Here is a 23,954-nt window from a genome sequence, read left to right on the forward strand (position 1 = left end):
CATCGCCCTGCGCGCCTGCAAAACAGACCAGAGCTTCCAGGCAATGATCTACCTCGCCGCAGCCGTCATCAACTCACGATGAATCCCTACAAACCCTAGTCTATCATATTTTTAGACACAGCACTTTTTATCCGATCAGATGACCTCATCTGATCGGATGATGCTCTACTCGCCTGCGCGAGGAAGCCAGCCGCGAATCTCGGCGGCCAGCTTGCCATGCCGCACGCCAAGGCGGCCGGCGAAAAGATCGACATTGCCGCAACGCAGGACGATGTCGGAACCACGCGGGGCGTTGATCTGGATGATGTCGCCTACGCGCAGTTCCATCACCGCGCCCAGCTTCATCGTCTGTTCGTCGAGCACCGCCTCGAGTTCCACATCGGTGTGCCAAAGCTCTTCGGCGAGATGGGTTTCCCAGATCGAGTCGCGGCCGAATTTCTCGCCCATGAACTGTTGCAGCAGCAATTCGCGCACGGGTTCCAGTGTCGCGAAGGGCAGGATGATGTCGATCGTGCAATTCCGGCCGGCGGATTGCAGGCTCAGCCGCGCCGTCAGCGCCACGCCGGAATTGCGTCCGATTGTCGCGAAGCGCGGGTCCGTCTCGGTCCGTTCGAAGTCGAAGGTGACGTCGCAGATCGGCCCGAAACTGCTTCTGAGGTCGTGCAGCACGACGCGGATGAGCCGTTCGGACAGGTTGCGGCTGATCGAGGTCACCGGTTTCGGAATCCGGTCTGACGCGACTGCCATACGGCGCCCCCCGAGCAGGATTTCCGTCAGGTTGTTGACGGTTTCGGCATCGAGATGGATGAGCCCGAGATTGTCCCATTCCCGCGCCCGGAACACGCCGAGCAATGCCAGCGGCCTGATCTCCGAGAAACTGTCGGCAAGCCGGCGCGAGGCAAGTCGGGTGAGGCGAACCTCGACATTGTCCTGGAACAGGTTGCGCAAGGAGCCAGCGAGGATTCGCGACAGCCGTTCGAAAACGACTTCCGCCATCGGCAGGCGTTCATAACTGTCCGCCCGACCATAGAGAAGCCGGCTGGCTTCCTCTTCGGTCTCCGGTTCCAGCTCCCCGTCTTCGACAACAGCTCCACCGGACAGGATTGAGTCGATCTCTTCCTGAGCCAGCTGCGTCGGGTCGCCATTTCTGTCCGTTCGAGCTTGACCGCTCATCCGCTCCTTTGCTCCCGCAGGGCCGCTCGCCAGGATTGGCCGTTCCGTTCCCACTCACCTTGCCGCAATCCGGTTAACAAAATGTTGAGAACGCCCTCGTAATGTCTGTTGTCGCCCTGTTACATGCCGGCGCGAGACTGCGCCCATGCGGGCGGTGGAGGCAGACCGGGATGGCCGGGCAGGAATGGCGATTGGCGTGGCGATCATTGTCTGCGCCGCATTCGCTGTTCGCCTGCATGGACTGGGCGACAAGCCGCCCTGGCTGGATGAGGTCATCACCATCAACCGCGCCGGACTCCGGATGCCGTATCTGATCCAGGACTCCCTGCGCAACCGGCATCTGCCCGGCTTTTTCCTGATCGAGCGCCTAGCACTCGACTATGCGCCCGTGCGCATGCAGATGGCGGCGCTGCGGTTTGTCCCGGCATTGGCTGGGGCGGCCTCGGCCGGGCTGGTCTTCGCCATCGCCCGCCAAGCCGGTGGCCGGCATGGCGCGTGGCTCGCCGGCCTGCTGATGGCCTTCGCCCCACAGCAGGTCGCTTTCAGCCAGGAAGCCAGATCCTATACGCTGATGATGGCACCGCTGCTGCTCGCCCTGGCGGGTCTGCTTGCCATCGTCCGCGCGCCTGACGCGGCGTCCCGTGCAGCGTGGCACGCCTATGCCGCCGGCACGGCGCTCTCGCTCCTGGTCCTGCCGGACGCCTTGCCCTGGCCACTCATCGCCAGCACGGCCTTTCTTGCCGCCGCGATGCCGCGCAGCCACGGCCGCAAACGCCTTATCCGCACATGGGGCCTGGTGAACGCAGGCATCCTGCTGCTCCTTGCGCCGGCTTATGCGCTGCTCGCTCTCACCCCGCATCACGGGCCAATGGCAGGGTTTCGCTGGATACCGGCGCCGACGCGCCACACCATGCTGATCGATGCCGCCGGCCTCTACGGCCTGCGCGACGCCACAATGGTCACCATGCGCCTGCTGCCGACCCATCTGGTTTTCCTAGCCCCCTCGATGGCGGTCCTGGCGTTCCTCGGCATCCGTCATCTGCGCGCTGCTCGCGGCGAACGCCTGACGCTGCTGATCGCCTGGCTCGGTCAGCCGGCGGCGCTCGGCCTCCTGTCCCTGATCCATCCGCTGCTGTTGCCGCGCTATCTGCTCTGGAGCGCGCCGCCCTTTTTCATCCTTGCCGGGCTTGGACTTGATGAACTGGCTCCGGCGGCGCGTCTTGCCGCGCTTCCGGTCGCTGTGCTGGCCCTCGCTCTGAACCTCACCCCCTATTATCACGCGGAAACAAGGCCGCGCTGGGATCTTGCGGCGAAACTGCTTGGTGCACGCATGTCGTCGGGTGACGTCATTCTTGCCAGCGACGGCGCTGCCCGCATCATGCTCGGCCATTACGACACCGCGCTCACGCCGCGCGTCACCCTCGATGCTGCCCGCGCCCGCGCGGCCCTCGCCGCCGGCCATACGGTCTATGCGGTCTACGGGCCGGCAGGGCAGGGGGCGCAACCCTCGCGCACCCAGTTCATGGCGGGTGCAGCGCGCTTTGGCCCGCTGTCCTCCCCGCTTCGCGCCGGCACCGAAATCACCATCCGCCGGGTCAGTCCGCCACAAGCCCGCATCGCCTGTGCGGCCGGAACCGCCTGCCGCTGAAGGGGTCAGGCCTCCGCCAGCGCCGTCATAACCCTGCGGCGCAGCGTGCCTGCCAGGATCATCGATGCCGCAAGCAGCCCGACGCCCAAGCCAATGTCCGTCGCTCGTCCCAGCCGGCCACCGGCGCCGAGCAGCGCGGCCACTACCGTCTGCGGCAGATATCCCAAAGCCGAACCCGCCAGAAACGGCAGGATCCTGACACTCGACAGCCCGGCCAGCAGATTGAGCGCGAGATTGCTGCCCATCGGCATCAATCGCAATGCGAGCGTTGCGGCAAATGGCTGCGCTGCAAGGGCACGATCGATGCGGGCTGTGCGCCGCCCAAGCCGGGACTGCACGAAAGCGCGGCCGACCAACCGTGCCCAGAGCAGATTAATAGTGCAGCCGGCAAGCTGGGCCCCCAGCGCCAGTGCGGTGCCCGGCAGCACGCCCCAAGCATAGCCTGCCGCGAAGCCGATCACCTGCCGCGGCATGCCAATCGCGCAGGCCAGCGCCCCGAGCGCGCCGAGAATCACCGCATCGCGCCAGCCCTGCCCGGGATGTGGCACGAAAAGCGGCCCGAATGACTGAAATCGCAGTAAAAATGCGGCTATCAGCAATCCCGCCCCGAAAGCGAGCAAGCGTGTTGCGCGCACCAGCGCCCGCCGCCCCGGACCACCGCTCACTGGGCCACTTCCAGAGAAACTGGTGGCGGTGCCGTATTGTCCGTGCTGTTCGTGGTTGCCGCGGTCCCGGAGGGCTCGGCCAGAACTGCCCTGCAAGCCCGGCGTTGAAGCCAGGCGACGCCGGCAAGATCGACCAGCCCCACCCGGAGGCGGTCCCATGTGCCGTAATGCGAGCGCCCGGCGAGGCGCGGCCGATGGGCAACGGGATGCAACACGGTGCAGCCGCCGGCGCGGGCGAACAGCGCCGGCAGGAATCGGTGCATATGGTCGAAATGCGGCAACGCCATGAAAGCGGATCGGCGAAACAGTTTCAGTCCGCAGCCGCTGTCCGGCACGCCATCGCGCAGCACACGCGCCCGGACGGTGTTGGCAATGCGCGAAGCGATGCGCTTCATCAGCCGATCGTGCCGCCGCACACGCCGTCCCGCGACGAGTATCGGTACGCCGGGCCGTTCCTCCTGCCAGGCATGGCGAAGCATGTCGGGAATATCGGCCGGGTCGTTCTGCCCGTCGCCATCGATCGTAGCGATCCAGGTCGCCCGCGCCGCGGTTACCCCGGATACGATCGCGGCACTCTGCCCATGGCACAGCGCGTGCCGCAGGCCGCGGATATTCGGCCGCATCGCGGTAACGGCGGCGATCACATCCGGGGTCGCGTCCGTACTGCCGTCGTCGACAATGATGATCTCGTGATCGATGCAAGCCAGCGCGGTATCGAGCTCGGCGAGCAACGTTGGGAGATTCGGCGCCTCGTCATGCACGGGCACGACAATGGCGAGCAACGGCGGCGGCGATGCGATCATCATCGAATCTCCCTCGCGCCGCGTGCAGGCCCGGCATGGCGCGCCCCGCCATCATCGATGCTGCATGTGAGCCGGAACTTACAATCGAGCCTCAAGGCTTATCAAATTGTATCCGGCGTAGATTGATCGCCTTTAGGTTCCATAATATTTCTTCTGCGACATTTGGCGCAGACGAATTCATCTGACCGAATGATGTTCCAGGCACTTCACGATGCAGGACCCTCCCGCCGCATGCCCGGATACTCCGGCTCGACGACGAACGGATACGGCCCCGGCAAGTCGCCCACGCTGTCGAGCATCGCCGTCAGCCCTTCCCGCTCGGTCCAGCGAAGCAGAAAAATGCCGCCCGGCTCCAGGTGGAAATAGGCCCGCGCCTTGGGATCGAAGGTGATCTCGCTCTGGTGCCCGGCGGCGGCCGGAACGCTCAGCAGCATCGTCCGGCCATGCGCCGCGTGGATCGCACGGTGATGATGCCCCGAGAGGATGGCCGCGACATTCCCATGCGCCGCCGCGCGCGCCAGCAGCGCCTCGGACGAGCGCAGCATGATGCTGTCCATCGCTGCCACTCCGGTGAGCACCGGCGGATGATGCAGCCCAATCAGCACCTTGCGTCCCGCCGCCGCCTCCAGCGCCGCATCCAGAAACGCGAGCCGTTGCGGGCACAGCTCGCCATACCCCGCCCCAGGCACCACGCTGTCAAGCATGATCAGTCGGAACGGGCCGATATCAGCCTGATATTGAACGAAATCCGGATCTGCAGCCACCCCCGGCAGATGGCCCAGCGCCGCACGGAAAGCCTCACGCCGGTCATGGTTGCCGGGCACTACATAGACCGGACATGGCAGCTTGCGGTCGAGCAGCCGGTTTAACTCCTCATATTCGTCGTCCCGCCCGCAATCGACGAGATCGCCGGTGATGACGATCGCCTCCGGCGCCGGATCGAGCGTCGCCACCCGGCGCAGCACGCGCTCGGCCATCATGTTTGTCTCGACCACCCGGTTGGCCGGGCGGCCAACCGGGCGGACATGCAGATCGGAAATATGGGCAATCAGCAAGAGTCACCTCGAAGAATGGCAAGGGCCTCGTCACGCAGCGACGGGTCGCCCAGGATCAGCACGGTGCCATCGGTCTCGGCGTCAAGCCGCAACGCCCGGCCCGACCAGTCGCACATCGCCCCGCCCGCCGCCGCGACGATCGGCACCGAGGCCGCCCAGTCCCACGGCTTGTGCCCGGCCTCGGCGATGACGTCGATCGCGCCGAGTGCCAGCAACCCCGCGGCATAGGCATTGTCGCCCCAGGAGACGCGCCGGCAGGCCCGGCCAAGCCGGTCGAACGCCGCGTGCTGCGCGGGTGCGAACCATTCCGGCCCGGTGCAGGAGAGTTCCGCCTCGCCCAGCGCCGCGCGCCGCCGGCAGCCTGGCACGCCGCCGAACGGGCCGGTAAACGCAACGCGCCCATCCGCTGCCAGCCACCGCTCGCCGGTCATCGGCTGGTCGATCAGCCCCAGCACCGGCACGCCGTCCTCGACCAGGCCAATCAGCGTCACGAAGCTTGCCCGCCCGGTGATGAACTCCCGCGTCCCGTCGATCGGGTCGATCACCCAGTTGAACCGCCCGCGCCGGTCGTCGCCGAATTCCTCGCCGATCACCCCGAACCCCGGCGTGTGCCGCGCCAGCGCCGCGCGCATCGCCGTCTCCGCCGCCCGGTCCGCCGCCGTCACCGGGCTCGCATCCGCCTTGTCGTCGGCCCCCAGGCCGGCGCGGAAATACGGCCGGATCGCTTCCCGCGCCGCCTCCGCCGCCGCCTTCGCAGCCTCGATCGCGCCGTCCGGGATCATTCGGCCGCCAGCACCCGCGGCGCCTCCCCATCCCACCAGAGCGAAACCCGGCTGCCCTGTGCCACAGCACCGGCCTCGGCGCTCGGCATCGCCGCCGCGAGACTGAAGCCGCCATCCACCTCGATGCGGATCGAGGTCAGCGCGCCGAAGAACACACGTGAGGCAACGACCCCTTCCAGCAGCGCCTCCGCCGCCCCGGGTGGCCCAAGCCGCACCGTCTCCGGCCGCAGCAACACGTGAACCGCCGCCCCCGTTGCCAGCCCACGCGCCCGCGCCGCCGGCACCACTCGGCCGCAGAGCTCGACCAGCCCGGCCTCCGCATCCCTCACCCGGCCGCGCAACTCCGCCGCCGCGCCGACAAACCGCGCCACGAAAATGTTCGCCGGCTCACCATAGATTTCTGCTGGCGTTCCTGCCTGCGCGATCCGCCCCTCCTGCATCACCACGACCCGATCGGAGATCGACAGCGCCTCCTCCTGGTCATGGGTAACGAACAGCGTCGTCACCCCGGTCTCCTGCTGGATGCGGCGGATCTCGTCGCGCAGCTGCACCCGCACCTTGGCATCGAGCGCGGATAGAGGTTCGTCGAGCAGCAGCAACGCCGGGCGGATTGCCAGCGCCCGCGCCAGCGCCACGCGCTGCTGCTGGCCGCCGGAGAGCTGGTGCGGATATTTCCGCGCGTGCTCGGCGAGCCCCACCAGCGCCAGCAGCTCTGCCGCCCGCGCCTGCTGCGCCGCCGGAGTTTCCCGCCGCACCTTCAGCCCGAAGCGGACATTCTCCTCCGCCGTCATGTTCGGGAACAGCGAATAGGCCTGGAACACCATGCCCATGTTGCGCCGCGCCGCCGGCAGATCGGTGATGTCATTTCCGGCCAGCACCACCCGCCCGCCATCCGGCAGCTCGAACCCGGCGACGATGCGCAGCAGCGTCGTCTTGCCGCAGCCCGAGGGCCCGAGCAGCGAGACGAACTCCCCCTGCCCCAGCGCGAGATCGATGCCGTGCAGCACGGTCTTGCCGCCATAGCGCTTCACCGCGCCGTCGATGTCCAGATGCGGCATCAGCGCGCCCCTCCGATCTGCACGCTGCGCCCGCCCCGGCCGGAGACCAGCACGCCGAGCATGGCCAGCCAGGTGATCAGGAAGCTCAGCAGCGTCAGCGCCGAGGCCTGCGTCGCCGAGGTCTGGCCGACATAGTTGATGTAAACGGCGAAGGTGTTGAACAGCAGGATATTGGCGAAGGTGAACTCGCCCATCACGATCGCGATCGTCAGCAGTGCGGCGCCCACCAGCGCCGTCGTCAGATTCGGCACCACGACGCGGAAGATCAGCGTCCCCCAGCCGGCGCCGAGACTTTGCGAGGCCTCGGTCATGGTACGCAGGTCGAGCACGCGCATGCCGAGATCGAGCGCGCGATAAGTATAGGGCAAGGCGAGGATCACGTAGGGTATCACCAGATAATTGGGGGTGCCGACCAGCCAGTCCGGCCCCGTGTAGAGCGCCGTCATTCCGGCGACCAGGGCGATCGGCGGCACCACGAAGGGCAGCACCGAGATGAAATCGAATACCGGGCGCAGCCGCGGCACCCGCAGGTTCAACCAGAACACCGCAGGTACCAGCACGATGAGCCCGAGCAGGATCGTCTCCACCGCCAGCCGCACCGAGAGGAACAGGCTCTGCCATAGCTTCGGCTGGTGGAACAGCGCCACGTAAGCGGCGAAACCGTAGCGCGAGCCACCTTCCCACAGGCTGAACGCGCCGGTCGCGAGCAGCGGAACGAAGAAATACAGGAAGAGAAGCCCGAGCCACGCCTCCGGCAGCAATCGCCCTGCCGCGCCCTTCATCGTCGTCCCCACCGGCCGATCCGCCGTGCCGCCAGCGCATAGACGCCCATGACCCCGACCATGACCACGATCATGCCAAGCGCCAGCGCCGCCCCGGTCTGCTGCGAGATCATCACGTTGCCCGACAGCACGTTGCTGATCTCGACCGGCACCAGCGCGACGATCCCCGACGTCAGTGCGTAGGGTGTGGCATAGGCCGAGAAGGCGTTGCCGAACAGCAGGATGAACGCCGAGAGCAACGAGGGGAGCAAAATCGGGAGCCCGACATGGCGCCAGTAATCGAAGGCGGAGGCGCCGAGATTCTCCGCCGCCTCCCGCCACTCAAGCCGCAGCGCCTCCAGCGCCGGGGTAAACACGATGATCATCAGCGGGATCTGGAAATAGGCATAGACCAGCACGAGGCCCGGCAGTGAATACAGGCTGAACCCCATGCCATAGAGATCGACCCCGGCCGATTTCAGCCACACCGTGATGATGCCGAGGCTGCCGAGGGTCGCGATGAAGGCGAAGGCCAGCGGCACGCCGGCAAAATTCGCCGCCACCGCGCTGAAGCTCGTCACCAGCGAGCGCACGCCCCGCGGCATGCCCGGCCGCAGCACCAGATATGCGGCGATCCCGCCGGCGATCACGCCGACCAGCGCCGCCAGCGCCGACAGCACGAGCGAGTTGCGGAACGCAATCACCGTCTGCCCCTGCCCCAGTGCTGCGACATATTTCAGCGTCAGCCCGTGCTTTCCCGAGAACGCCTCCGCCAGCAGCATCAGCGTCGGCAGCACGAGGAAGGCGATCACGTAAACAACGAGCGGGCCGACGAAGGCGAGCGTCAGCCCCCCACCCTCGCCGGCCTTGAGCCGGAGCCTCACGCCTTGACGAGCTTCGTCCAGTTTTCCGTCAGCAGTTGCTGCGCCTTCTTCGTCTGCGCGTTGTTGGCGAATACTGCCTCGCCATACGGCTTGGCCGGCGGCAGTTCTGCCATCAGCGATTTCGGAATCGCCCCCGCCTTCGCCATCGCCGAGAACCGCGCCGGATGGGCGAAGCCCTTGAGATACAGAAGCTGCCCCTCGTCGGAATAGATGAATTCCTGCCACAGCTCGGCCGCCTTCGGGTGCGGCGCGAACTTGCTGATCGCCTGACAATAGAACGCGCCATAGGGCGTTGCCCCTTCGGGAATGACCGTGTCGATCGGCGTCATCCCCTTCGCCTTCTTCGCCTGGGCGAGGTTCAGGTAATCCCAGTTGATCACCACTGGCGTCTGGCCGGAAACAAGGCTTGCCGCCGTCGCCGCCGAGGGATTGAAATTGCCGCGCTTGGCGAGATCGGCAAAGAACTCGATGCCCGGCATGATGTTGTCGAGCGAGCCGCCATTGGCGAGTGCGGCCGCGACCACCGCGGCGAACGCGGCCCCGGCGCCGAGCGGGCTGCCGTTCAGCGCGATCATGCCCTTGAATTCCGGCTTCTTCAGATCAGCCCAGTCATGCGGCACCGCCTTCGAGACCGAGCGGTTGATGCCGAACGACACGAGGCCGAAATAATCTCCGTACCACAACCCGCCCGGATCCTTCATCGAGGCCGGAATGCTGTCCCAGGTCGCGACCTTGTAGGGCCGGAACAGCCCTTCCTGCGCGCCGTTCAGCGCGAAGGCCGGGCCGACATCGACCACGTCCGGCCCGCGCGACTGGTGCTTGAGCGAGCGGATCGACTGCAATTCCTGCGCCGAGCTGTCATCGGGCGCGGCGTTGTGAATGGTGATCCCGTATTTTTTCTGGAAGGTGGCGATGATCTCGCCATAATTCGCCCAGTCCGGCGGCAGCGCAATGGTGTTGAGCTGCCCTTCGTGCTTCGCGGCCCCCAGCAACGCGGGCGATGCGGCGCGCCCCACGGCCGGCAGCAGGCCCGCGCCGAGCCCGGCACCGGCAAGTTTGAGGAATGTGCGGCGCGGCGATGCGATCAGATCGGCCATGTGTTGCGTCCTTGCTTCAATATCCGCTGGCCGGCCCCGCATTCGGTGGCGAGGATCAGCCGGCGGCGACCGTATAGCTCGCGGCGAAGCCCTCGCCCATCGTCTCCGGCCGCCACGAGGGCGGCCGGATATGAAGGTTTCGTGAAACGCGAATCGTCAGAACGCGAGACCCGCTTCGAGGATGCTCATCACCTGGTTGCGATCGGTGCCACGCGAGCCAAAGCCGCCATTCGATCCGGTTCCAAGGTCAGTCAGGTGCAGCAGCCCCACCTCGCCACGCACAAAAACATGTCCCTTGATCCAGGACGGCGTCACCCCGATTCCGAAGCCGGACGAGTTGGCGTTCAGATACCAGCCTTCCTGGCCGATATTCTTGTAGTAGAATACCATGCTGCCGAGGGACCACGGCGACTTGCCGAACTGGTAGTTAGTGATCACTTCGGCGCCAAAGTTGCTGGTAAATTTGTTGAGACCAAGCCGGCTGTTCGGTTTGGCGTATACATATTGCACCTCCGGCACAACGTTCAGATTGCCTTGGGTATATGAATAGTAAGCGCCGTACATATCCGAATTTTCGTAGGCTGCGTTGTAATTGCCATAGCCCGTCAGCGTGTAGCTATTGGCATAGGCAGTGCTGGTTGTACCGTACGCATGGGCTGCCGGCCCGGTCACGCCGACATTCTGGGTGCCGTAGAACGAAAGCGCGTTGTTGTTATCAAACGAGTAGGTCACAAGTTCCTGGAACGTGTTGAACACGCCAGTGTCGAACCCGTCGCCGAAGGTCAGCGTGGCAGAGAGCTTGCCGTAGGTGTAGCTCGCCTGAACGCCACGGCTTGATGAATTCTCGACGTAATAGAGCGGAGAGTCGATCAGGTTGGCGTTCTTCCAGTCGGTCGAGGATTCCCAACCCTCGGTGGAATACACCTGACCAACGGATATGTTGAAGTTGGCGTTGGGAGCCCAAGTCGCATAGGCTGCGTAGATCGGCCCAAGCGAAAACGTATGGGCATTCAACTCAGTGGGCTGCGCGCCGAAATAAAGCGAGTTGCTCGGCTTCACGTCGAGAGTGAACTGGAACTGCCCGGTCGACTTGGTGATATCGACCTCGAGCGTACGCGCGATTGCGCCTGTGGATTTCTGAATCCCCAGAGGATTTGTTCTGCTCGCGCCCGACAGCGCATAGAAATACCCGTCGAACCCGCCGCTGACATCCAGCGTGCCGAGCGGGCCGGCATCGAATTTCTGGGCCGCAGGCAGGTTCATCGCAAAGGCCGGCGATGCGCAGGCCATCAGGGCCAGCACGCTGGCTCCAGCGAGAGTTTTCCGTCCGATCAGTCTTTTCGTTTTCATCCTACTACCCTGTTGTTAGTTAAAGAAGCCCGGCACCAACGCGGCTGGCCAACTCCGTCGCCCCGCGGCATTGTCCATGTGCGCCCTTCCCGCCGGGATGTGCGCGGGCAAGCCGTGGTTGCGCCCGCAAAACTCCGTTGCAAGAAACGACAAAACCAGAAAACTCCGCAATGCGGGCCTGCCGGACGATCCGTGCGTGAGGCGGCGCGCATGCCTCACTTCAGCGCCTATCCCTGACGTCATGACTTCGCGATTATGTATCTTTCGCCCGCCCAACCTTGAACGGCTGCGACAGAACGTCTTGAATATGACCGTCATAAATTTGTAAAAAAGCGTCATTTTCGTACCAAATCGAACAGCTGTGACATTTCCGCATCTCTCAGCGAATGGATGAATTGCCTCCGGGCGCAAGGCTTTGCTGCTATATTCAATTTTCAAAAAGTCCATATATATCCATTGGATTTAAGAACATGATGGATAAACTCCACATTGTGGGTTGACCGCGCAATCGTTTACCTCGATCATGAATTAGATGAACGAGCTGAAGTCCTACACCCTGCTCGCCATCGCAATTGCGTGCGAGGTGGCAGGGACGTCGTTTCTGAAGGCGTCAGACGGGTTTACCCTGGCACTCCCCGCCTTGGGCACCCTCGTGTTTTATGCTGCGGCATTTTACCTTCTTGCCATTCTCGTCCGCTCGATGCCGATCGGTGTGGTCTACGCCATCTGGAGCGGCGCGGGGATCATTCTCGTCAGCGCTGTGGGCTGGCTCCGCTTCGGGCAGCATCTTACGCCGATGACAATACTCGGCATCATGACGATCACCTTAGGCGTCATCATCGTCAATCTCGCCGCCGCCCCGCCTCACTGACGAGGGCCGCCCAAACGGAACGATGCAAGCCCTGCGTCGATTCCATGCAATACAGCCCGTCAGCAATCATCCGCTATGTGATTGAAAAAACGAACTCCAAGGACAGGGCAGGACAATGCGGGTCGCATGAGCGAACCGGTCATTCATAACGGAGCAAAGGAACCAACAATGAGAAAATCCATTCTAGGCACAACGCTGGCTACTTTCGTGATGGGTATGGGCATCGCGCATGCAGCCGTTCCCGCGTCATGCCGGACGATCCGGATGGCCAATATCGGCTGGACCGACAACGCGGTGCAGAACGCCGTGTTTTCAAAGGTCGCGACCTCGCTCGGCTACAAGACCGACATCAAGCTCTATTCTCTTGAAGTGATGTATGCCGGTCTCAGCAACAACAAGATCGACGTCTTCCTCGACAACTGGACACCGTCGCAGGACGGCACCACAAAGCCCTACGAGGCGAAACACGAGATCGACGTCATCGGCCCTGATCTCAAGCATGCCAAGTATACGCTCGTGGTGCCGCATTACCTGTACGAGAAAGGGCTAAAGACATTCGCGGACATCCATAAATTTGCCAAGCAACTGCATTACAAGATCTATGGAATCGAGCCGGGCAATGACGGCAACGAACATGTCCTGTCGATGATCAAGTCGAATACATTCGATCTCGGCAAGTTCCACCTCGTACAGTCCAGCGAAGCGGGCATGCTCTCCGAAGTCGCGCGCAAATATCCGAAGCAGCAGGCGATCGTCTTCCTCGGCTGGGAACCGCATCCGATGAATGTCGAGTTCCACATCAACTATCTCACCGGCGGCAAGAACTATTTCGGCCCGCGTCAGGGCGAGGCGACGCTCTACATCAATACAAGGCACGACTACGCCAAGGATTGCCCGAATGTTGGCCGTCTGCTGCATAATTTCTATCTGACGGTCAACGACGAGAACAAGATGATGTATGACGTCCAGGTCAAGCATCAGCAGGCTTCTGCGGTTGGCGCCGCATGGCTCAAGGCCCATCCGGACTGGGTGAAGAAAACCCTCGATGGCGTCACCACGGTCTCCGGCAAGCCCGGCGCCGCGGCCGTCCTCGCCGGCCTGAACTGATCAGGCCCGTTGTTTCTCCGGCGCGCCCGTCCGGTGCGCGCCGGCTCGCGGAGGCTGACCGATGAACGCGATCGATAGCGTGCAGCACTGGATCGTCCACCACGCCATTCCGCTCGGGACGTGGGCGACGGCGCTCGTCAACGCACTGAAGGATAATTTCCAGGGGCTGTTCAATGTTCTGTCGAGCGTGCTCGGCTTCCTGCTCGATACGACTACGGCCGCGCTCGACGCCGTCCCTGCAATCGTCCTGATCGTCATCTTTGCCGGTCTGACCTGGTATTTCAAGAAATCCTGGAAGCTCGCGCTGTTCGTCCTGCTCGCCCTCGCCTTCGTGCTCAACCAGGGATATTGGGAGCGCACGCTGGAGACGATCTCCCTCGTCGCCTACGCCACCCTCGCCTGCATGCTGATCGGCATGCCGCTCGGCGTCGCCGCCGCGCATCACCCGACACTCTACCGCATTCTGCGACCCGTGCTCGACCTGATGCAGACACTGCCCACCTTCGTGTACCTGATCCCGACGCTGGTGCTCTTCGGCCTCGGCAGCGTTCCGGGCCTCATCTCGACCATCGTGTTCGTCGCGCCAACGCCGGTTCGCCTGACCTATGTCGGCATTTCGAATGTGCCGCGCCCGCTGATCGAGGCCGGCCAGGCCTTCGGTGCCTCGCCGTGGGAACTGCTCTGGAAGGTCGAGATCCCGGCAGCTCTGCCAACCATTCTCGCCGGCCTCACGCAGGTCATCATGCTTAGCCTGTCCATGGTCGTCATTGCCGCGCTGGTCGGCGCCGGCGGGCTCGGCGAGCCCGTGGTCGAGGCGATGGAAACCGTGCAGATCGGCCGCGGCTTCACCTCGGGCCTCGCCATTGTCATCCTCGCGGTCATTCTCGACCGCGTGTTCAGGCCGGAGCGCGAAAACGCATGAACCCCGAATTCGCCGCCCGCTTCGAGCATGTCGATATCCTGTTTCCCCCAGCCGCAAGGCGCGCCGCCCGCGCGCCCTTGGCACGCGCTGCCGCGATGCTCGACGCGGGCCAGACCCGCGCCGACATCATCGAGGCGACCGGCGTCGTCGTCGGCGCCGCCGATGTGAATCTCGAGATCGCGAAGGGTGAGATCTTCGTCATCATGGGTTTGTCCGGCTCGGGCAAAACCACCGTGCTGCGGGCCGTCAACGGCCTGAACAAGATCTCGCGCGGCCGCATCCTCATTTCGCACAATAACGAGATGGTGGACATCACCAATCCGCCGCCCGCCACACTGCGCGCCCTGCGCAACCGCGCCGTCTCGATGGTGTTCCAGCAATTCGCCCTGCTGCCCTGGCGCACCGTGCGCCGCAATGTCGAACTCGGCCTCGAACTGCGCCGCACCGGCGAGACCGAAGCCCGCGCGGCGGTCGACCGCTGGCTCGATCTCGTCGGCCTGCTGCCCTGGGCGGAGAAGCACGCGCACGAGCTTTCGGGCGGCATGCAGCAGCGCGTCGGCCTCGCCCGCGCCCTCGTCACCGATCCCGACATCCTGCTGATGGACGAACCCTTCTCCGCCCTCGATCCGCTGATCCGCAACAAGCTGCAGGACGAACTGCTCTCGCTGCAGCAGCGCCTCCACAAGACCATCATCTTCGTCACCCACGATCTCGACGAAGCGCTGAAGCTCGGCAACCGTATCGCGATCATGAAGGACGGCCAGGTGATCCAGGTTGGCGCGCCGGAAGACATCGTGCTGCGTCCGGCCACCGAATACGTCGCGGAATTCGTCCGCCACATGAACCCCCTCACCGCCATCCGCGCCGCCTCGCTGATGCGGCCGCTCGATGCCGCGGCCGATGCCCACGGGGCGCAATTCACCTTCGCGGATGGCCCTTCGCGCTACCGCCTGTCGCTCCGACCCGATGGCACGCTGGACGGTCTCTCCTGCAACGGTGCCGCAATCGCGGTCCACCCGATCGATGGGGAAACCGCGACACCGGAAGGTGCCATCGGCATCGTCGAGACCACCCATCTGCTGAAGGATGTCGTCGAGCAGCGCCAGCGCAGCGGTCATCCCGTGCTGGTTGCCGAAGACGGGCGCATCGTCGGCTGGTGCGGCGCCAACGAGGTGCTCGACGCCCTCACCCATGCGGGCCGCGCCACGATGAATGACGCGAGCCCGACCCCCGCCCTCGCCACCAGCTGAACCGGAGCGCTGCCATGACAGGCGAACCCCGCCGCAATTTCATCGCCGGCGGCCCCTGGTCGCGCGCCGGCCTCGCGCGTTTCGAAACCCGCAACCCCGCTACCGGCGGCGTGCTGGCCCAGATCGAGATCGCCGACGCCGAAACCGTCGCCGCCGCCGTCGCCGCGGCGCGCGAGGCCCAGCGCGCCTGGGCCGCGACCCCCGCCGCGGCGCGCGGGCGCATCCTGCTCCGCGCCGCGTCCATGTTGCGAGAACGCAACGATGAACTCGCCCGCACCGAAACGCTCGACACTGGCCGCCCGATCGCTGAAACCAGCGTTGTCGATGTTATCTCCGGCGCCGAGTGCCTCGAATATTTCGGCGGTATCGCCGCTTCCATCACCGGCGAGGCGGTCGATCTCGGGCCCAGCGCTTTCGGCTACACCCGGCGTGAGCCGCTCGGCGTCGTCGCCGCCATCGGCGCCTGGAACTACCCGCTGCAGATCGCCTGCTGGAAATCCGCCCCTGCCCTCGCATGCGGCAATGCGGTCATCTTCAAGCCCGCGCCGCAAACCCCGCTGACCGCCCTCGAACTCGCCGCCATCTACCGCGAGGCTGGCCTGCCGGATGGGCTGTTCAACGTCATCAACGGTTTTGGTGAAACCGGCCTCGCCCTCGTCCGCCATCCCGGCGTCGCGAAAATTTCCCTCACCGGATCGGTCCCCACCGGCAAGGCCGTCGCCGCCGAGGCTGCCGCCAGCCTCAAGCGCGTCACGCTCGAACTCGGCGGCAAATCCCCGCTCATCGTCTGCGCCGATGCCGATCTCGACAGCGCGGTGGCCGCCGCCATGCTGGCGAATTTCTACTCCTCCGGCGAAATCTGCTCGAACGGCACCCGCGTGTTCGTCCACCGCTCGGTGCATGACCGCTTCGTCGAAACCCTCGCCGCTCGCGCGCAGCGCCTCGTCATCGGCGATCCGCTCGATCCCGCCACCGAGATCGGCGCGCTGATCTCGCCCGAACACGCCGACCGGGTCATGGGCTTCATCGAGGCCGGCCAGCGCGAGGGCGCGCGCCTCATCTGCGGTGGAAGGCGCCGCACCGAGGGCGTGCCCGCCGGCAACACCTTCATCGAACCCACCATCTTCGCCGGCTGCGCCGATGACATGACGATCGCGCGCGAGGAAATCTTCGGCCCGGTCATGTCGGTCTTCGCCTTCGACGACGAGGACGAGGCGATCGCCCGCGCCAACGCCACTCCCTACGGCCTCGCCGCGGCCGTCTTCACCCGCGACCTCGCCCGCGCCCACACGCTCGTCACCCGCCTCGAGGCCGGCACCTGCTGGATCAATCATTACAACATCACGCCGATCGAGCTTCCCTTCGGCGGCATGAAGCAGTCCGGCTACGGCCGCGAGAACAGCCGCGCCGCGATCGACGCCTATACCGAAATCAAGAGCGTCTACGTCGCCCTGGCACCGGTGGACTCTCCTTACTGACGAGACGTTAATCATGCCCAGCGAATACGACTACATCATCGTCGGTGCCGGCTCCGCCGGCTGCGCGATGGCCAACCGCCTCACCGAGGATGGCAGCACCACCGTGCTGCTGCTCGAATTCGGCGGCTCCGACCGCTCGCCCTTCATCCAGATGCCGAGCGCGCTGTCGATCCCGATGAACACCAGGAAATACGACTGGGGCTATCACAGCGAGCCCGAGCCGCATCTCGGCGGGCGGCGGATGCACACGCCGCGCGGCAAGGTGCTCGGCGGCTCCTCCTCGATCAACGGCCTCGTCTATATCCGCGGCAACGCGATGGATTTCGAACATTGGGAGGCGATGGGCGCGCGCGGCTGGGGCTGGCGCGACGTGCTGCCCTATTTCCGCCGCGCCGAAACCCGTGCCGAGGGCGGCGACGCCTATCGCGGCGATTCCGGCCCGCTGCACACCAGCTACGGCCGCCTCGCCAATCCGCTCTACCGCGCCTTCATCGAGGCCGGGCGCCAGGCCGGCTACCCCGTGACCGACGATGTCAACGGCTACCAGCAGGAAGGCTTCGGCCGGATGGACATGACCGTCCATCGCGGCCGCCGCTGGAGCACGGCAAACGCCTATCTGCGGCCGATCCGCAACCGCCCCAACCTCACCCTCCACGCGCGCAGCCTGGTCTCGCACATCGTCTTCGCCGGCAAGGCTGCCACCGGCATTGCCTATCGCCGCTTCGGGCAGGACATCGTCGCCCGTGCCCGCCGCGAGGTGATCCTCGCCGCCGGCGCCATCAACTCGCCGCAACTGCTCAAGCGTTCCGGCATCGGCCCTGCCGCCGAGCTCGCCGCGCTGGGCATCGACGTCGTGGCCGATCGTCCCGGTGTGGGCGAAAACCTGCAGGACCACCTCGAATTCTATTTCCAGGTCGCCTGCACCCAGCCGATCACGCTGTATTCGTCGATGAACCCGCTCGCCAAGGCGATGATCGGCCTGCGCTGGCTGCTGTTCCACGACGGTCTCGGCGCCACCAACCATTTCGAGAGCTGCGGCTTCATCCGCTCGCGCGCCGGCGTCGAATACCCCGACATCCAGTATCACTTCCTCCCCGTCGCCATCCGCTACGATGGCCGCGCCCATGCCACCCAGCACGGCTTCCAGGCCCATGTCGGCCCGATGCGCTCGAACAGCCGCGGCTGGGTCCGCCTGCGCGACCGCAATCCCGCAACCAAGCCGCGGATCTTCTTCAACTACATGAGCGATAAGCAGGACTGGGCGGACATGCGCGCCTGCGTGCGCCTTACCCGCGAAATCTTCGCGCAGGAGGCCTTCGCCCCGTTTCGCGGCGCCGAAATCGCCCCCGGCGCCGATGTCACCACCGATGCCGAGATCGACGTCTTCATCCGCGGCGCCGTCGAAAGCGCCTACCACCCCAGCGGCACCTGCCGCATGGGCGATGCCGCCGATCCGCTCGCTGTGGTCGATCCCGAAACCCGCGTGATCGGTGTCGAGCGCCTGCGCGTTGCGGATTCCTCGATCATGCCGCGCATCACCAACGGCAATCTCAATGCGCCCACCATCATGATCGGCGAGAAAGCCGCCGACCACATTCGCGGCCGCGATCCGCTGCCGCCGAGCAATGCGCCGTTTCATCGCGCCGAACACTGGCAATCCGCCCAGCGCTGATGCCGCGCCGGGCAGCACGGCGGAAATGATCAGCCACATGTCGCGTCGATACAACTCCCGCTTCGTATCGCGCGATGTGAAGCTGTCTCCATCATGGCATTGTCGCGATGACAGGAGTTCCGAATGCAGCGTTTTTCCGCCCTTGCCCTGATCAGGCGCGCGCTCGATGGCCAGGCCGGCTGGCAGGCCCAGTGGCGCGATGCCGCCCCGAAACCCGCGTATGACGCGGTCATCATCGGCGGCGGCGGCCATGGCCTCGGCACCGCGTATTACCTCGCCCGCAAGCACGGCATGCGCAACATCGCCGTGCTGGAAAAGGGCTGGATCGGCGGCGGCAACACCGGCCGCAACACCACCATCATCCGCTCGAACTACCTGTTCGACGAAAGCGCCGCACTCTACGACCACGCGCTGAAACTCTGGGAAGGCCTCTCGGCCGAGCTGAACTACAACGTCATGTTCTCGCAGCGCGGCGTGCTGATGCTCGCTCATAACGTGCATGACGAACAGGTCTTCCGCCGCCACGTCCATGCCAACCGCCTCAACGGCGTCGACAATGAATGGCTCACCCCGGAGCAGGCGAAGGCGTTCTGCCCGCCGCTGAATATCGCCCCCGGCATGCGCCATGCGGTCACCGGCGGCGCGCTGCAGCGGCGCGGCGGCACGGCGCGGCACGACGCCGTCGCCTGGGGTTATGCCCGCGCCGCCAGCGCAATCGGCGTCGACATCATCCAGAATTGCGAGGTCACCGGCATCGACCGCGACGCCGCCGGCCGCGTCAGCGGCGTGCAGACCACGCGTGGCCCGATCGCGACGAAGCGCGTCGGCGTGGTTGCCGCCGGCAATACTTCGGTGGTGATGGCGATGGCCGGGCTGCGCATGCCGCTCGAAAGCTTCCCGCTGCAGGCGCTGGTCTCCGAGCCGGTGAAGCCGTGCTTTCCCTGCGTCGTCATGTCGAACACGATCCACGCCTATATCAGCCAGTCCGACAAGGGCGAGCTGGTCATCGGCGCCGGCACCGATGCCTACATCTCCTACAGCCAGCGCGGCGCGCTGCACATCTCGATGCACACGCTGGAGGCGATCTGCGAGCTGTTCCCGATGTTCCGCCGCATGCGCATGCTGCGCAACTGGGGCGGCATCGTCGACGTCACGCCGGACCGCTCGCCGATCATCGCGAAAACCCCGATCCCCGGCCTCTACGTCAATTGCGGCTGGGGCACCGGCGGGTTCAAGGCCACGCCCGGCTCCGCCGATCTCTTCGCCCACACCATCGCCCGCGACGAACCGCACCCGATCAACGCCCCCTTCAGCCTCGAGCGTTTCGCCGAGGGGCGGCTGATCGACGAGGCCGCCGCCGCCGCGGTCGCGCACTGAGGAGTCCCGCCATGCTGCTGATCCCCTGCCCGCATTGCGGTGACCGCCCGGAAATCGAATTCGCCTATGGCGGCGAGGCCCATCGCGTCCGCGCCGCCGAACCGCGCGCCGTCGATGACGCCGCCTGGACCGAGTACCTCTACATCCGCCGCAACGCCCGCGGCGATTTCGAGGAACGCTGGCGCCACGCCCATGGCTGCGGCCGCTTCGTCAACCTCCGTCGCAACACCTACACCGACATGATCGACCGCGGAGCCGCACGATGAGCCAGAGCTTCCGGCTTGCCGAGGGCGGGCGGATCGACCGCTCCCGCACCCTCGCCTTCCGTTTCGACGGCCGCGCCTATGCCGGCCATCCGGGCGACACGCTGGCCTCGGCCCTGCTCGCCAACGGCGTCCACCTGGTCGGGCGCTCCTTCAAGTATCACCGTCCACGTGGCATCCTGAGTGCCGGCGCCGAGGAGCCGAACGCCCTGGTCGGCGTTGGCCGCGACGAGGGGCACTACACCCCCAACCTGCGCGCCACCCAGGTCGTCCTACATGACGGGCTGGTCGCTGAAAGCCAGAACCGTTCCCCCTCGCTCGAACGCGATTTCGCCGGCCTCACCGACCTGTTCTGGAAATTCATCCCCGCCGGCTTCTACTACAAGACCTTCATGTGGCCGAAAGCGGCGTGGACGCGGTTCTTCGAGCCGCGCATCCGCGCCATGGCCGGCCTCGGCCGCGCGCCGGAGGCGGCGGATGCCGCCTGCTACGCCCAGCGCTACGCCCATTGCGACGTGCTGGTGGTCGGCGGCGGCCCCGCCGGCATCGAGGCCGCCCTGGCCGCCGCCTCGTCCGGCGCGCGGGTGATCCTGTGCGACGAACAGGCCGAGCTTGGCGGCGCCCTGCTCGCCGAGACGGATGCGACCCTCGACGGCGACGCCGCAGCCAGCTTCCTTGCCACCCGCCTGAGCTGGCTGCAGGCCGCCGGACAGGTCACCATCCTGCCGCGCACGATCGCCTTCGGCTATTTTCCGCACAACATGATCGGCCTCGCCCAGGACCTCACCGATCATCTCGGCGAACCCGACGACACCCAGCCCCGCGGCCGGCTCTGGCAGGTCCGCGCCCGCGAGGTGGTGATCGCCACCGGCGCGATCGAGCGCCCCCTCGCCTTCCCCGATAACGACCGCCCCGGCATCATGCTGGCAGACGCCGCCCGCACCTACGTCACCCGCTACGGCGTGCTGCCGGGCCGCAACGCCGTCGTCTTCACCGCGCATGATTCCGCCTATGCCGCCGCCCTCGCGCTGCATCGCGCCGGCGCCCGCATCGCCGCGATCGCCGATCTACGCCCCGATCCGTCCGGCGAACTGGTCGAGGCTGCTCGCGCCGCCGGCCTGCCGATCCGCCCCGGCTGCACCCTCACCGGCACCGAAGGGCGGCTGCGCGTCACCGCCGCCACCATCGCGCGGCGCGACGGCGGCGCCGGCGAGCGCCTCCCCTGCGACCTCGTGCTGATGTCCGGCGGCTTCACCCCGAGTGTGCATCTCTTTTCGCAGAGCCGCGGCAAGCTCCGCTTCGATCCCGCGCTCGACGCCTTCATCCCCGGTGAGCCGGCCGAGGCCTGCCGCGCCGCCGGTGCTGCCGCCGGCGCCATTTCGCTGGCCGACGCCCTCGCCTCCGGCCGCGCCGCCGGCGAGGCGGCCGCCACCGCCGCCGGCTTCACCGCCCCGCCCGCCGTGGCGATCGAGGTCGCCAACGCCCCCGCCGCCACCGGCGGCTTTCTCGGCGCCACGCCGCACGGCCGCAACCCCGGCGCGGTGCGCGCCTTCATCGACTTCCAGAACGACGTCACCGCGAAGGACATCTCGCTCGCCCTGCGCGAGGGCTTTCGCTCGGTCGAGCACGTCAAGCGCTACACCACCAACGGCATGGCGACCGACCAGGGTAAGCTCTCCAACATGAACGCGCTCGGCATCATGTCAGCCGAGCTGGGCCGCCCGATCCCCGAGATCGGCACCACCACCTTCCGGATGCCCTATACGCCGGTCCCGTTCGGCTATTTCGCCGGCTACGCCCGCGGCGCGCTGTTCGAGCCCGAGCGCCACACCCCGATCCATGACTGGGCCGAGGAACAGGGCGCGGTGTTCGAGGATGTTGGCATCTGGAAGCGCGCCCGCTACTTCCCCCGCGGCAACGAGACGATGCACCGCGCCGTCGCCCGCGAATGCCGCGCCGTGCGCGCGAGCGTCGGCATCTTCGACGCTTCGACCCTCGGCAAGATCGAGGTCGTGGGGCCGGATGCCGCCACGTTCCTCAACCGCATGTACGTCAATGCCTGGACCAAGCTAAAGCCCGGCCGCCTGCGCTACGGCGTGCTGCTGCGCGAGGACGGGTTCGTGATCGATGACGGTGTGATCGGGCGCCTATCCGACACCCGCTTCCACGTCACCACCACCACCGGCGGCGCGCCGCGCGTGCTCGCCATGATGGAGGACTACCTGCAGACCGAGTTCCCCGAGCTCGATGTCTGGCTCACCTCCACCACCGAGCAATACGCGGTCATCGCCGTCCAGGGCCCCCGCGCCCGCGACGTGATCGCCCCGCTCGTCGAGGGGGCGGACATCTCCGGCGCTGCCATGCCGCACATGAGCATGGTCGAATGCCGCGTCGCCGGCATCCCGGCCCGGCTGTTCCGCGTCAGCTTCACCGGCGAGCTCGGCTTCGAGATCAACGTCCCCGCCGATTATGGCCGCGCCGTCTGGGAGGCAGTGTTCGATTCCGGCCGCCGGCACGACATCACTGCCTACGGCACCGAGACGATGCACGTGCTGCGCGCCGAGAAGGGCTACATCATCGTCGGCCAGGAAACCGACGGCACGGCGACGCCCGACGATGTCGGCCTCGCCTGGGCGATCGGCAAGGCCAAGCCCGACTTCGTCGGCAAGCGCGCGCTCGATCGTGCTGCCTTTGCGGGCCAGAGCGGGCGCAAGCAGCTCGTCGGCCTGTTCACCGAGCCCGGCGATGTCGTGCTCGAGGAAGGATCCCACCTCGTTGCCGATCCCAACCTGCCCCCGCCCGCCGAAATTCTCGGCCATGTCACCTCGGCCTACTGGAGCGAGACGCTCGGCCGCTCCATCGCCCTTGCCCTGGTGCGCGGCGGGCGCGACCGCATCGGCGAGACGCTGCACGTGAAACTCGCGGACCGCGCGATCCCGGTCCGTCTCACCGATCCGGTATTCTACGACCGTGAAGGAGCCAGGCTCGATGGCTGACCTGATGCAGACCGGCCTCGCCTCCCCGCTCGCCGGCCTCATCGGCGATACAAGGACGCGCGAGATGCCCCGCGCCGCCCGCTTCTCGCTGCGCGTCAAACCCTCCGTCATCGGGGAAGCGGGCGCGGCGCTGGAGGTCGATCTGACCCTCGGGATGAACCGCGCCACCGAGTCAGGCTCCCGCACCGCGATCCGCCTCGGCCCCGACGAATTCCTGCTCCTCTCACCGGTCGCCGACACCTGGGAAGGCTTCGAGGCCGCCCTCGCCGCGGTTCTGACACCGCACGACTACGCGCTGACCGACATTTCCCACCGCCAGCTCGGCGTCTCGATCGAGGGGCCGGACTGCACGGCGATGCTGAACGCTCTCTGTCCGCTCGATCTCGACCTCGCCGCCTTCCCCGTCGGCATGGCCACCCGCACCCTGTTCGGCAAGGCCGACATCGTGCTCTGGCGCACCGCGGAAACCCGCTTCCACATCGAGGTGTGGCGCTCCTTCGCCCCCTATCTCTGGAGCCTTCTCGCGACCATCGGCCGGGAATACCCCGACCAGGGGCGTCTCGGCGCGGATGGGGTGATCTGAGCGGCAGCGTCAGATCTAGAGCATCTTGATCCGATCAGATGATTCCATCTGATCGGATGATGCTCTAGGTTCTGTACCTATTGCCATGACTACGGGGCGTCTGATTCAAGTCTGTTCGGAGGACTTGGAGCATGGCGGAACTTTTCTGGCTGAACGACA

21 protein-coding genes are annotated in these 23,954 nt (G+C 66.1%); 11 read left to right on the plus strand and 10 right to left on the minus strand.

The window, feature by feature from the left end:
• Window positions 1-165 precede the first annotated feature (165 nt).
• On the minus strand, window positions 166-1,173 hold the full coding sequence (locus B7Z76_RS12890) for a FliM/FliN family flagellar motor switch protein (RefSeq protein ID WP_291344373.1): 1,008 nt from the start codon (window positions 1,171-1,173) through the stop codon (window positions 166-168).
• Window positions 1,174-1,369: 196 nt separating this feature from the next.
• Between B7Z76_RS12890 and B7Z76_RS12895 the strand changes: the two genes are divergently transcribed.
• On the plus strand, window positions 1,370-2,821 hold the full coding sequence (locus tag B7Z76_RS12895; protein WP_291344385.1) for a phospholipid carrier-dependent glycosyltransferase: 1,452 nt from the start codon (window positions 1,370-1,372) through the stop codon (window positions 2,819-2,821).
• 5 nt (window positions 2,822-2,826) lie between these two features.
• On the opposite strand, the gene B7Z76_RS12900 is transcribed toward B7Z76_RS12895, so the two are convergent.
• From B7Z76_RS12900 to B7Z76_RS12940, 9 genes are all read right to left on the minus strand, one after another.
• Entirely contained in the window at window positions 2,827-3,456 is a 630-nt protein-coding gene (locus tag B7Z76_RS12900; RefSeq protein WP_291344387.1) for a TVP38/TMEM64 family protein, read from the minus strand.
• Window positions 3,457-3,482: 26 nt separating this feature from the next.
• The gene (locus B7Z76_RS12905) at window positions 3,483-4,292 is read right to left on the minus strand and encodes a glycosyltransferase family 2 protein (protein ID WP_408736377.1); all 810 of its coding nucleotides are present in this window, start codon (window positions 4,290-4,292) and stop codon (window positions 3,483-3,485) included.
• A 203-nt stretch (window positions 4,293-4,495) separates the two neighbouring features.
• Window positions 4,496-5,344 carry a phosphodiesterase gene (locus B7Z76_RS12910; RefSeq protein WP_174502237.1) on the minus strand — a complete coding sequence of 283 codons (849 nt, stop codon included), beginning with the start codon at window positions 5,342-5,344 and terminating at the stop codon, window positions 4,496-4,498.
• Complete coding sequence (locus B7Z76_RS12915; RefSeq protein ID WP_174502236.1) at window positions 5,338-6,126, minus strand: inositol monophosphatase family protein; 789 nt, start codon at window positions 6,124-6,126, stop codon at window positions 5,338-5,340. The genes B7Z76_RS12910 and B7Z76_RS12915 overlap by 7 nt, the downstream gene beginning before the upstream one ends.
• Window positions 6,123-7,184, minus strand: a complete 1,062-nt coding sequence (locus tag B7Z76_RS12920) for an ABC transporter ATP-binding protein (RefSeq protein ID WP_291344390.1) — start codon at window positions 7,182-7,184, stop codon at window positions 6,123-6,125. The genes B7Z76_RS12915 and B7Z76_RS12920 overlap by 4 nt, the downstream gene beginning before the upstream one ends.
• Entirely contained in the window at window positions 7,184-7,966 is a 783-nt protein-coding gene (locus B7Z76_RS12925) for an ABC transporter permease (RefSeq protein ID WP_174504734.1), read from the minus strand. Before B7Z76_RS12925 ends, B7Z76_RS12920 begins: the two co-directional genes overlap by 1 nt.
• Entirely contained in the window at window positions 7,963-8,829 is an 867-nt protein-coding gene (locus tag B7Z76_RS12930) for an ABC transporter permease subunit (protein WP_291344392.1), read from the minus strand. Before B7Z76_RS12930 ends, B7Z76_RS12925 begins: the two co-directional genes overlap by 4 nt.
• Window positions 8,826-9,926 carry an ABC transporter substrate-binding protein gene (locus tag B7Z76_RS12935; RefSeq protein ID WP_291344393.1) on the minus strand — a complete coding sequence of 367 codons (1,101 nt, stop codon included), beginning with the start codon at window positions 9,924-9,926 and terminating at the stop codon, window positions 8,826-8,828. Before B7Z76_RS12935 ends, B7Z76_RS12930 begins: the two co-directional genes overlap by 4 nt.
• Before the next feature lie 156 nt (window positions 9,927-10,082).
• The gene (locus B7Z76_RS12940; protein WP_291344395.1) at window positions 10,083-11,276 is read right to left on the minus strand and encodes an outer membrane beta-barrel protein; all 1,194 of its coding nucleotides are present in this window, start codon (window positions 11,274-11,276) and stop codon (window positions 10,083-10,085) included.
• Between the two features lie 532 nt (window positions 11,277-11,808).
• On the opposite strand from B7Z76_RS12940, the gene B7Z76_RS12945 reads away from it, so the two are divergent.
• The 10 genes from B7Z76_RS12945 to B7Z76_RS12990 all read left to right on the plus strand — a co-directional run bounded on the left by B7Z76_RS12945 (window position 11,809) and on the right by B7Z76_RS12990 (window position 23,795).
• Window positions 11,809-12,147 (plus strand): multidrug efflux SMR transporter, encoded by a 339-nt coding sequence (locus tag B7Z76_RS12945; RefSeq protein ID WP_174502231.1) that lies wholly within the window; start codon window positions 11,809-11,811, stop codon window positions 12,145-12,147.
• Between the two features lie 168 nt (window positions 12,148-12,315).
• Complete coding sequence (locus B7Z76_RS12950) at window positions 12,316-13,254, plus strand: ABC transporter substrate-binding protein (RefSeq protein ID WP_291344397.1); 939 nt, start codon at window positions 12,316-12,318, stop codon at window positions 13,252-13,254.
• Window positions 13,255-13,315: 61 nt separating this feature from the next.
• Window positions 13,316-14,176: a choline ABC transporter permease subunit gene (choW, locus tag B7Z76_RS12955; protein WP_174502229.1), complete on the plus strand. Its 861-nt coding sequence runs from the start codon at window positions 13,316-13,318 to the stop codon at window positions 14,174-14,176.
• The gene (locus B7Z76_RS12960; RefSeq protein ID WP_291344399.1) at window positions 14,173-15,426 is read left to right on the plus strand and encodes a glycine betaine/L-proline ABC transporter ATP-binding protein; all 1,254 of its coding nucleotides are present in this window, start codon (window positions 14,173-14,175) and stop codon (window positions 15,424-15,426) included. Before choW ends, B7Z76_RS12960 begins: the two co-directional genes overlap by 4 nt.
• 14 nt (window positions 15,427-15,440) lie before the next feature.
• Entirely contained in the window at window positions 15,441-16,904 is a 1,464-nt protein-coding gene (gene betB, locus B7Z76_RS12965; protein ID WP_291344401.1) for a betaine-aldehyde dehydrogenase, read from the plus strand.
• Window positions 16,905-16,917: 13 nt separating this feature from the next.
• Window positions 16,918-18,576: a choline dehydrogenase gene (gene betA, locus B7Z76_RS12970; RefSeq protein WP_291344403.1), complete on the plus strand. Its 1,659-nt coding sequence runs from the start codon at window positions 16,918-16,920 to the stop codon at window positions 18,574-18,576.
• Between the two features lie 123 nt (window positions 18,577-18,699).
• Window positions 18,700-19,953, plus strand: a complete 1,254-nt coding sequence (locus B7Z76_RS12975; protein ID WP_291344405.1) for a sarcosine oxidase subunit beta family protein — start codon at window positions 18,700-18,702, stop codon at window positions 19,951-19,953.
• Between the two features lie 11 nt (window positions 19,954-19,964).
• Window positions 19,965-20,219, plus strand: coding sequence for a sarcosine oxidase subunit delta (locus B7Z76_RS12980; protein ID WP_291344407.1), 255 nt, complete (start codon window positions 19,965-19,967; stop codon window positions 20,217-20,219).
• Window positions 20,216-23,212 carry a sarcosine oxidase subunit alpha family protein gene (locus B7Z76_RS12985; RefSeq protein WP_291344409.1) on the plus strand — a complete coding sequence of 999 codons (2,997 nt, stop codon included), beginning with the start codon at window positions 20,216-20,218 and terminating at the stop codon, window positions 23,210-23,212. Before B7Z76_RS12980 ends, B7Z76_RS12985 begins: the two co-directional genes overlap by 4 nt.
• Window positions 23,205-23,795, plus strand: coding sequence for a sarcosine oxidase subunit gamma (locus B7Z76_RS12990; RefSeq protein WP_291344411.1), 591 nt, complete (start codon window positions 23,205-23,207; stop codon window positions 23,793-23,795). Before B7Z76_RS12985 ends, B7Z76_RS12990 begins: the two co-directional genes overlap by 8 nt.
• Window positions 23,796-23,954: the final 159 nt, after the last annotated feature.

The organism is Acidiphilium sp. 20-67-58 (genome assembly GCF_002255515.1).
In the GTDB taxonomy this organism is placed as follows: domain Bacteria; phylum Pseudomonadota; class Alphaproteobacteria; order Acetobacterales; family Acetobacteraceae; genus Acidiphilium.

Bases quoted from the DNA above. Each gene is read 5' to 3' on its own strand.
- B7Z76_RS12890 (WP_291344373.1), bottom strand. From the start codon at position 1,173: ATGAGCGGTCAAGCTCGAACGGACAGAAATGGCGACCCGACGCAGCTG.
- B7Z76_RS12905 (WP_408736377.1), bottom strand. From the start codon at position 4,292: ATGATGATCGCATCGCCGCCGCCGTTGCTCGCCATTGTCGTGCCCGTG.
- B7Z76_RS12915 (WP_174502236.1), bottom strand. From the start codon at position 6,126: ATGATCCCGGACGGCGCGATCGAGGCTGCGAAGGCGGCGGCGGAGGCG.
- B7Z76_RS12920 (WP_291344390.1), bottom strand. From the start codon at position 7,184: ATGCCGCATCTGGACATCGACGGCGCGGTGAAGCGCTATGGCGGCAAG.
- B7Z76_RS12925 (WP_174504734.1), bottom strand. From the start codon at position 7,966: ATGAAGGGCGCGGCAGGGCGATTGCTGCCGGAGGCGTGGCTCGGGCTT.
- B7Z76_RS12935 (WP_291344393.1), bottom strand. From the start codon at position 9,926: ATGGCCGATCTGATCGCATCGCCGCGCCGCACATTCCTCAAACTTGCC.
- B7Z76_RS12940 (WP_291344395.1), bottom strand. From the start codon at position 11,276: ATGAAAACGAAAAGACTGATCGGACGGAAAACTCTCGCTGGAGCCAGC.
- B7Z76_RS12945 (WP_174502231.1), top strand. From the start codon at position 11,809: ATGAACGAGCTGAAGTCCTACACCCTGCTCGCCATCGCAATTGCGTGC.
- B7Z76_RS12950 (WP_291344397.1), top strand. From the start codon at position 12,316: ATGAGAAAATCCATTCTAGGCACAACGCTGGCTACTTTCGTGATGGGT.
- choW (WP_174502229.1), top strand. From the start codon at position 13,316: ATGAACGCGATCGATAGCGTGCAGCACTGGATCGTCCACCACGCCATT.
- B7Z76_RS12960 (WP_291344399.1), top strand. From the start codon at position 14,173: ATGAACCCCGAATTCGCCGCCCGCTTCGAGCATGTCGATATCCTGTTT.
- betB (WP_291344401.1), top strand. From the start codon at position 15,441: ATGACAGGCGAACCCCGCCGCAATTTCATCGCCGGCGGCCCCTGGTCG.
- betA (WP_291344403.1), top strand. From the start codon at position 16,918: ATGCCCAGCGAATACGACTACATCATCGTCGGTGCCGGCTCCGCCGGC.
- B7Z76_RS12975 (WP_291344405.1), top strand. From the start codon at position 18,700: ATGCAGCGTTTTTCCGCCCTTGCCCTGATCAGGCGCGCGCTCGATGGC.
- B7Z76_RS12980 (WP_291344407.1), top strand. From the start codon at position 19,965: ATGCTGCTGATCCCCTGCCCGCATTGCGGTGACCGCCCGGAAATCGAA.
- B7Z76_RS12985 (WP_291344409.1), top strand. From the start codon at position 20,216: ATGAGCCAGAGCTTCCGGCTTGCCGAGGGCGGGCGGATCGACCGCTCC.
- B7Z76_RS12990 (WP_291344411.1), top strand. From the start codon at position 23,205: ATGGCTGACCTGATGCAGACCGGCCTCGCCTCCCCGCTCGCCGGCCTC.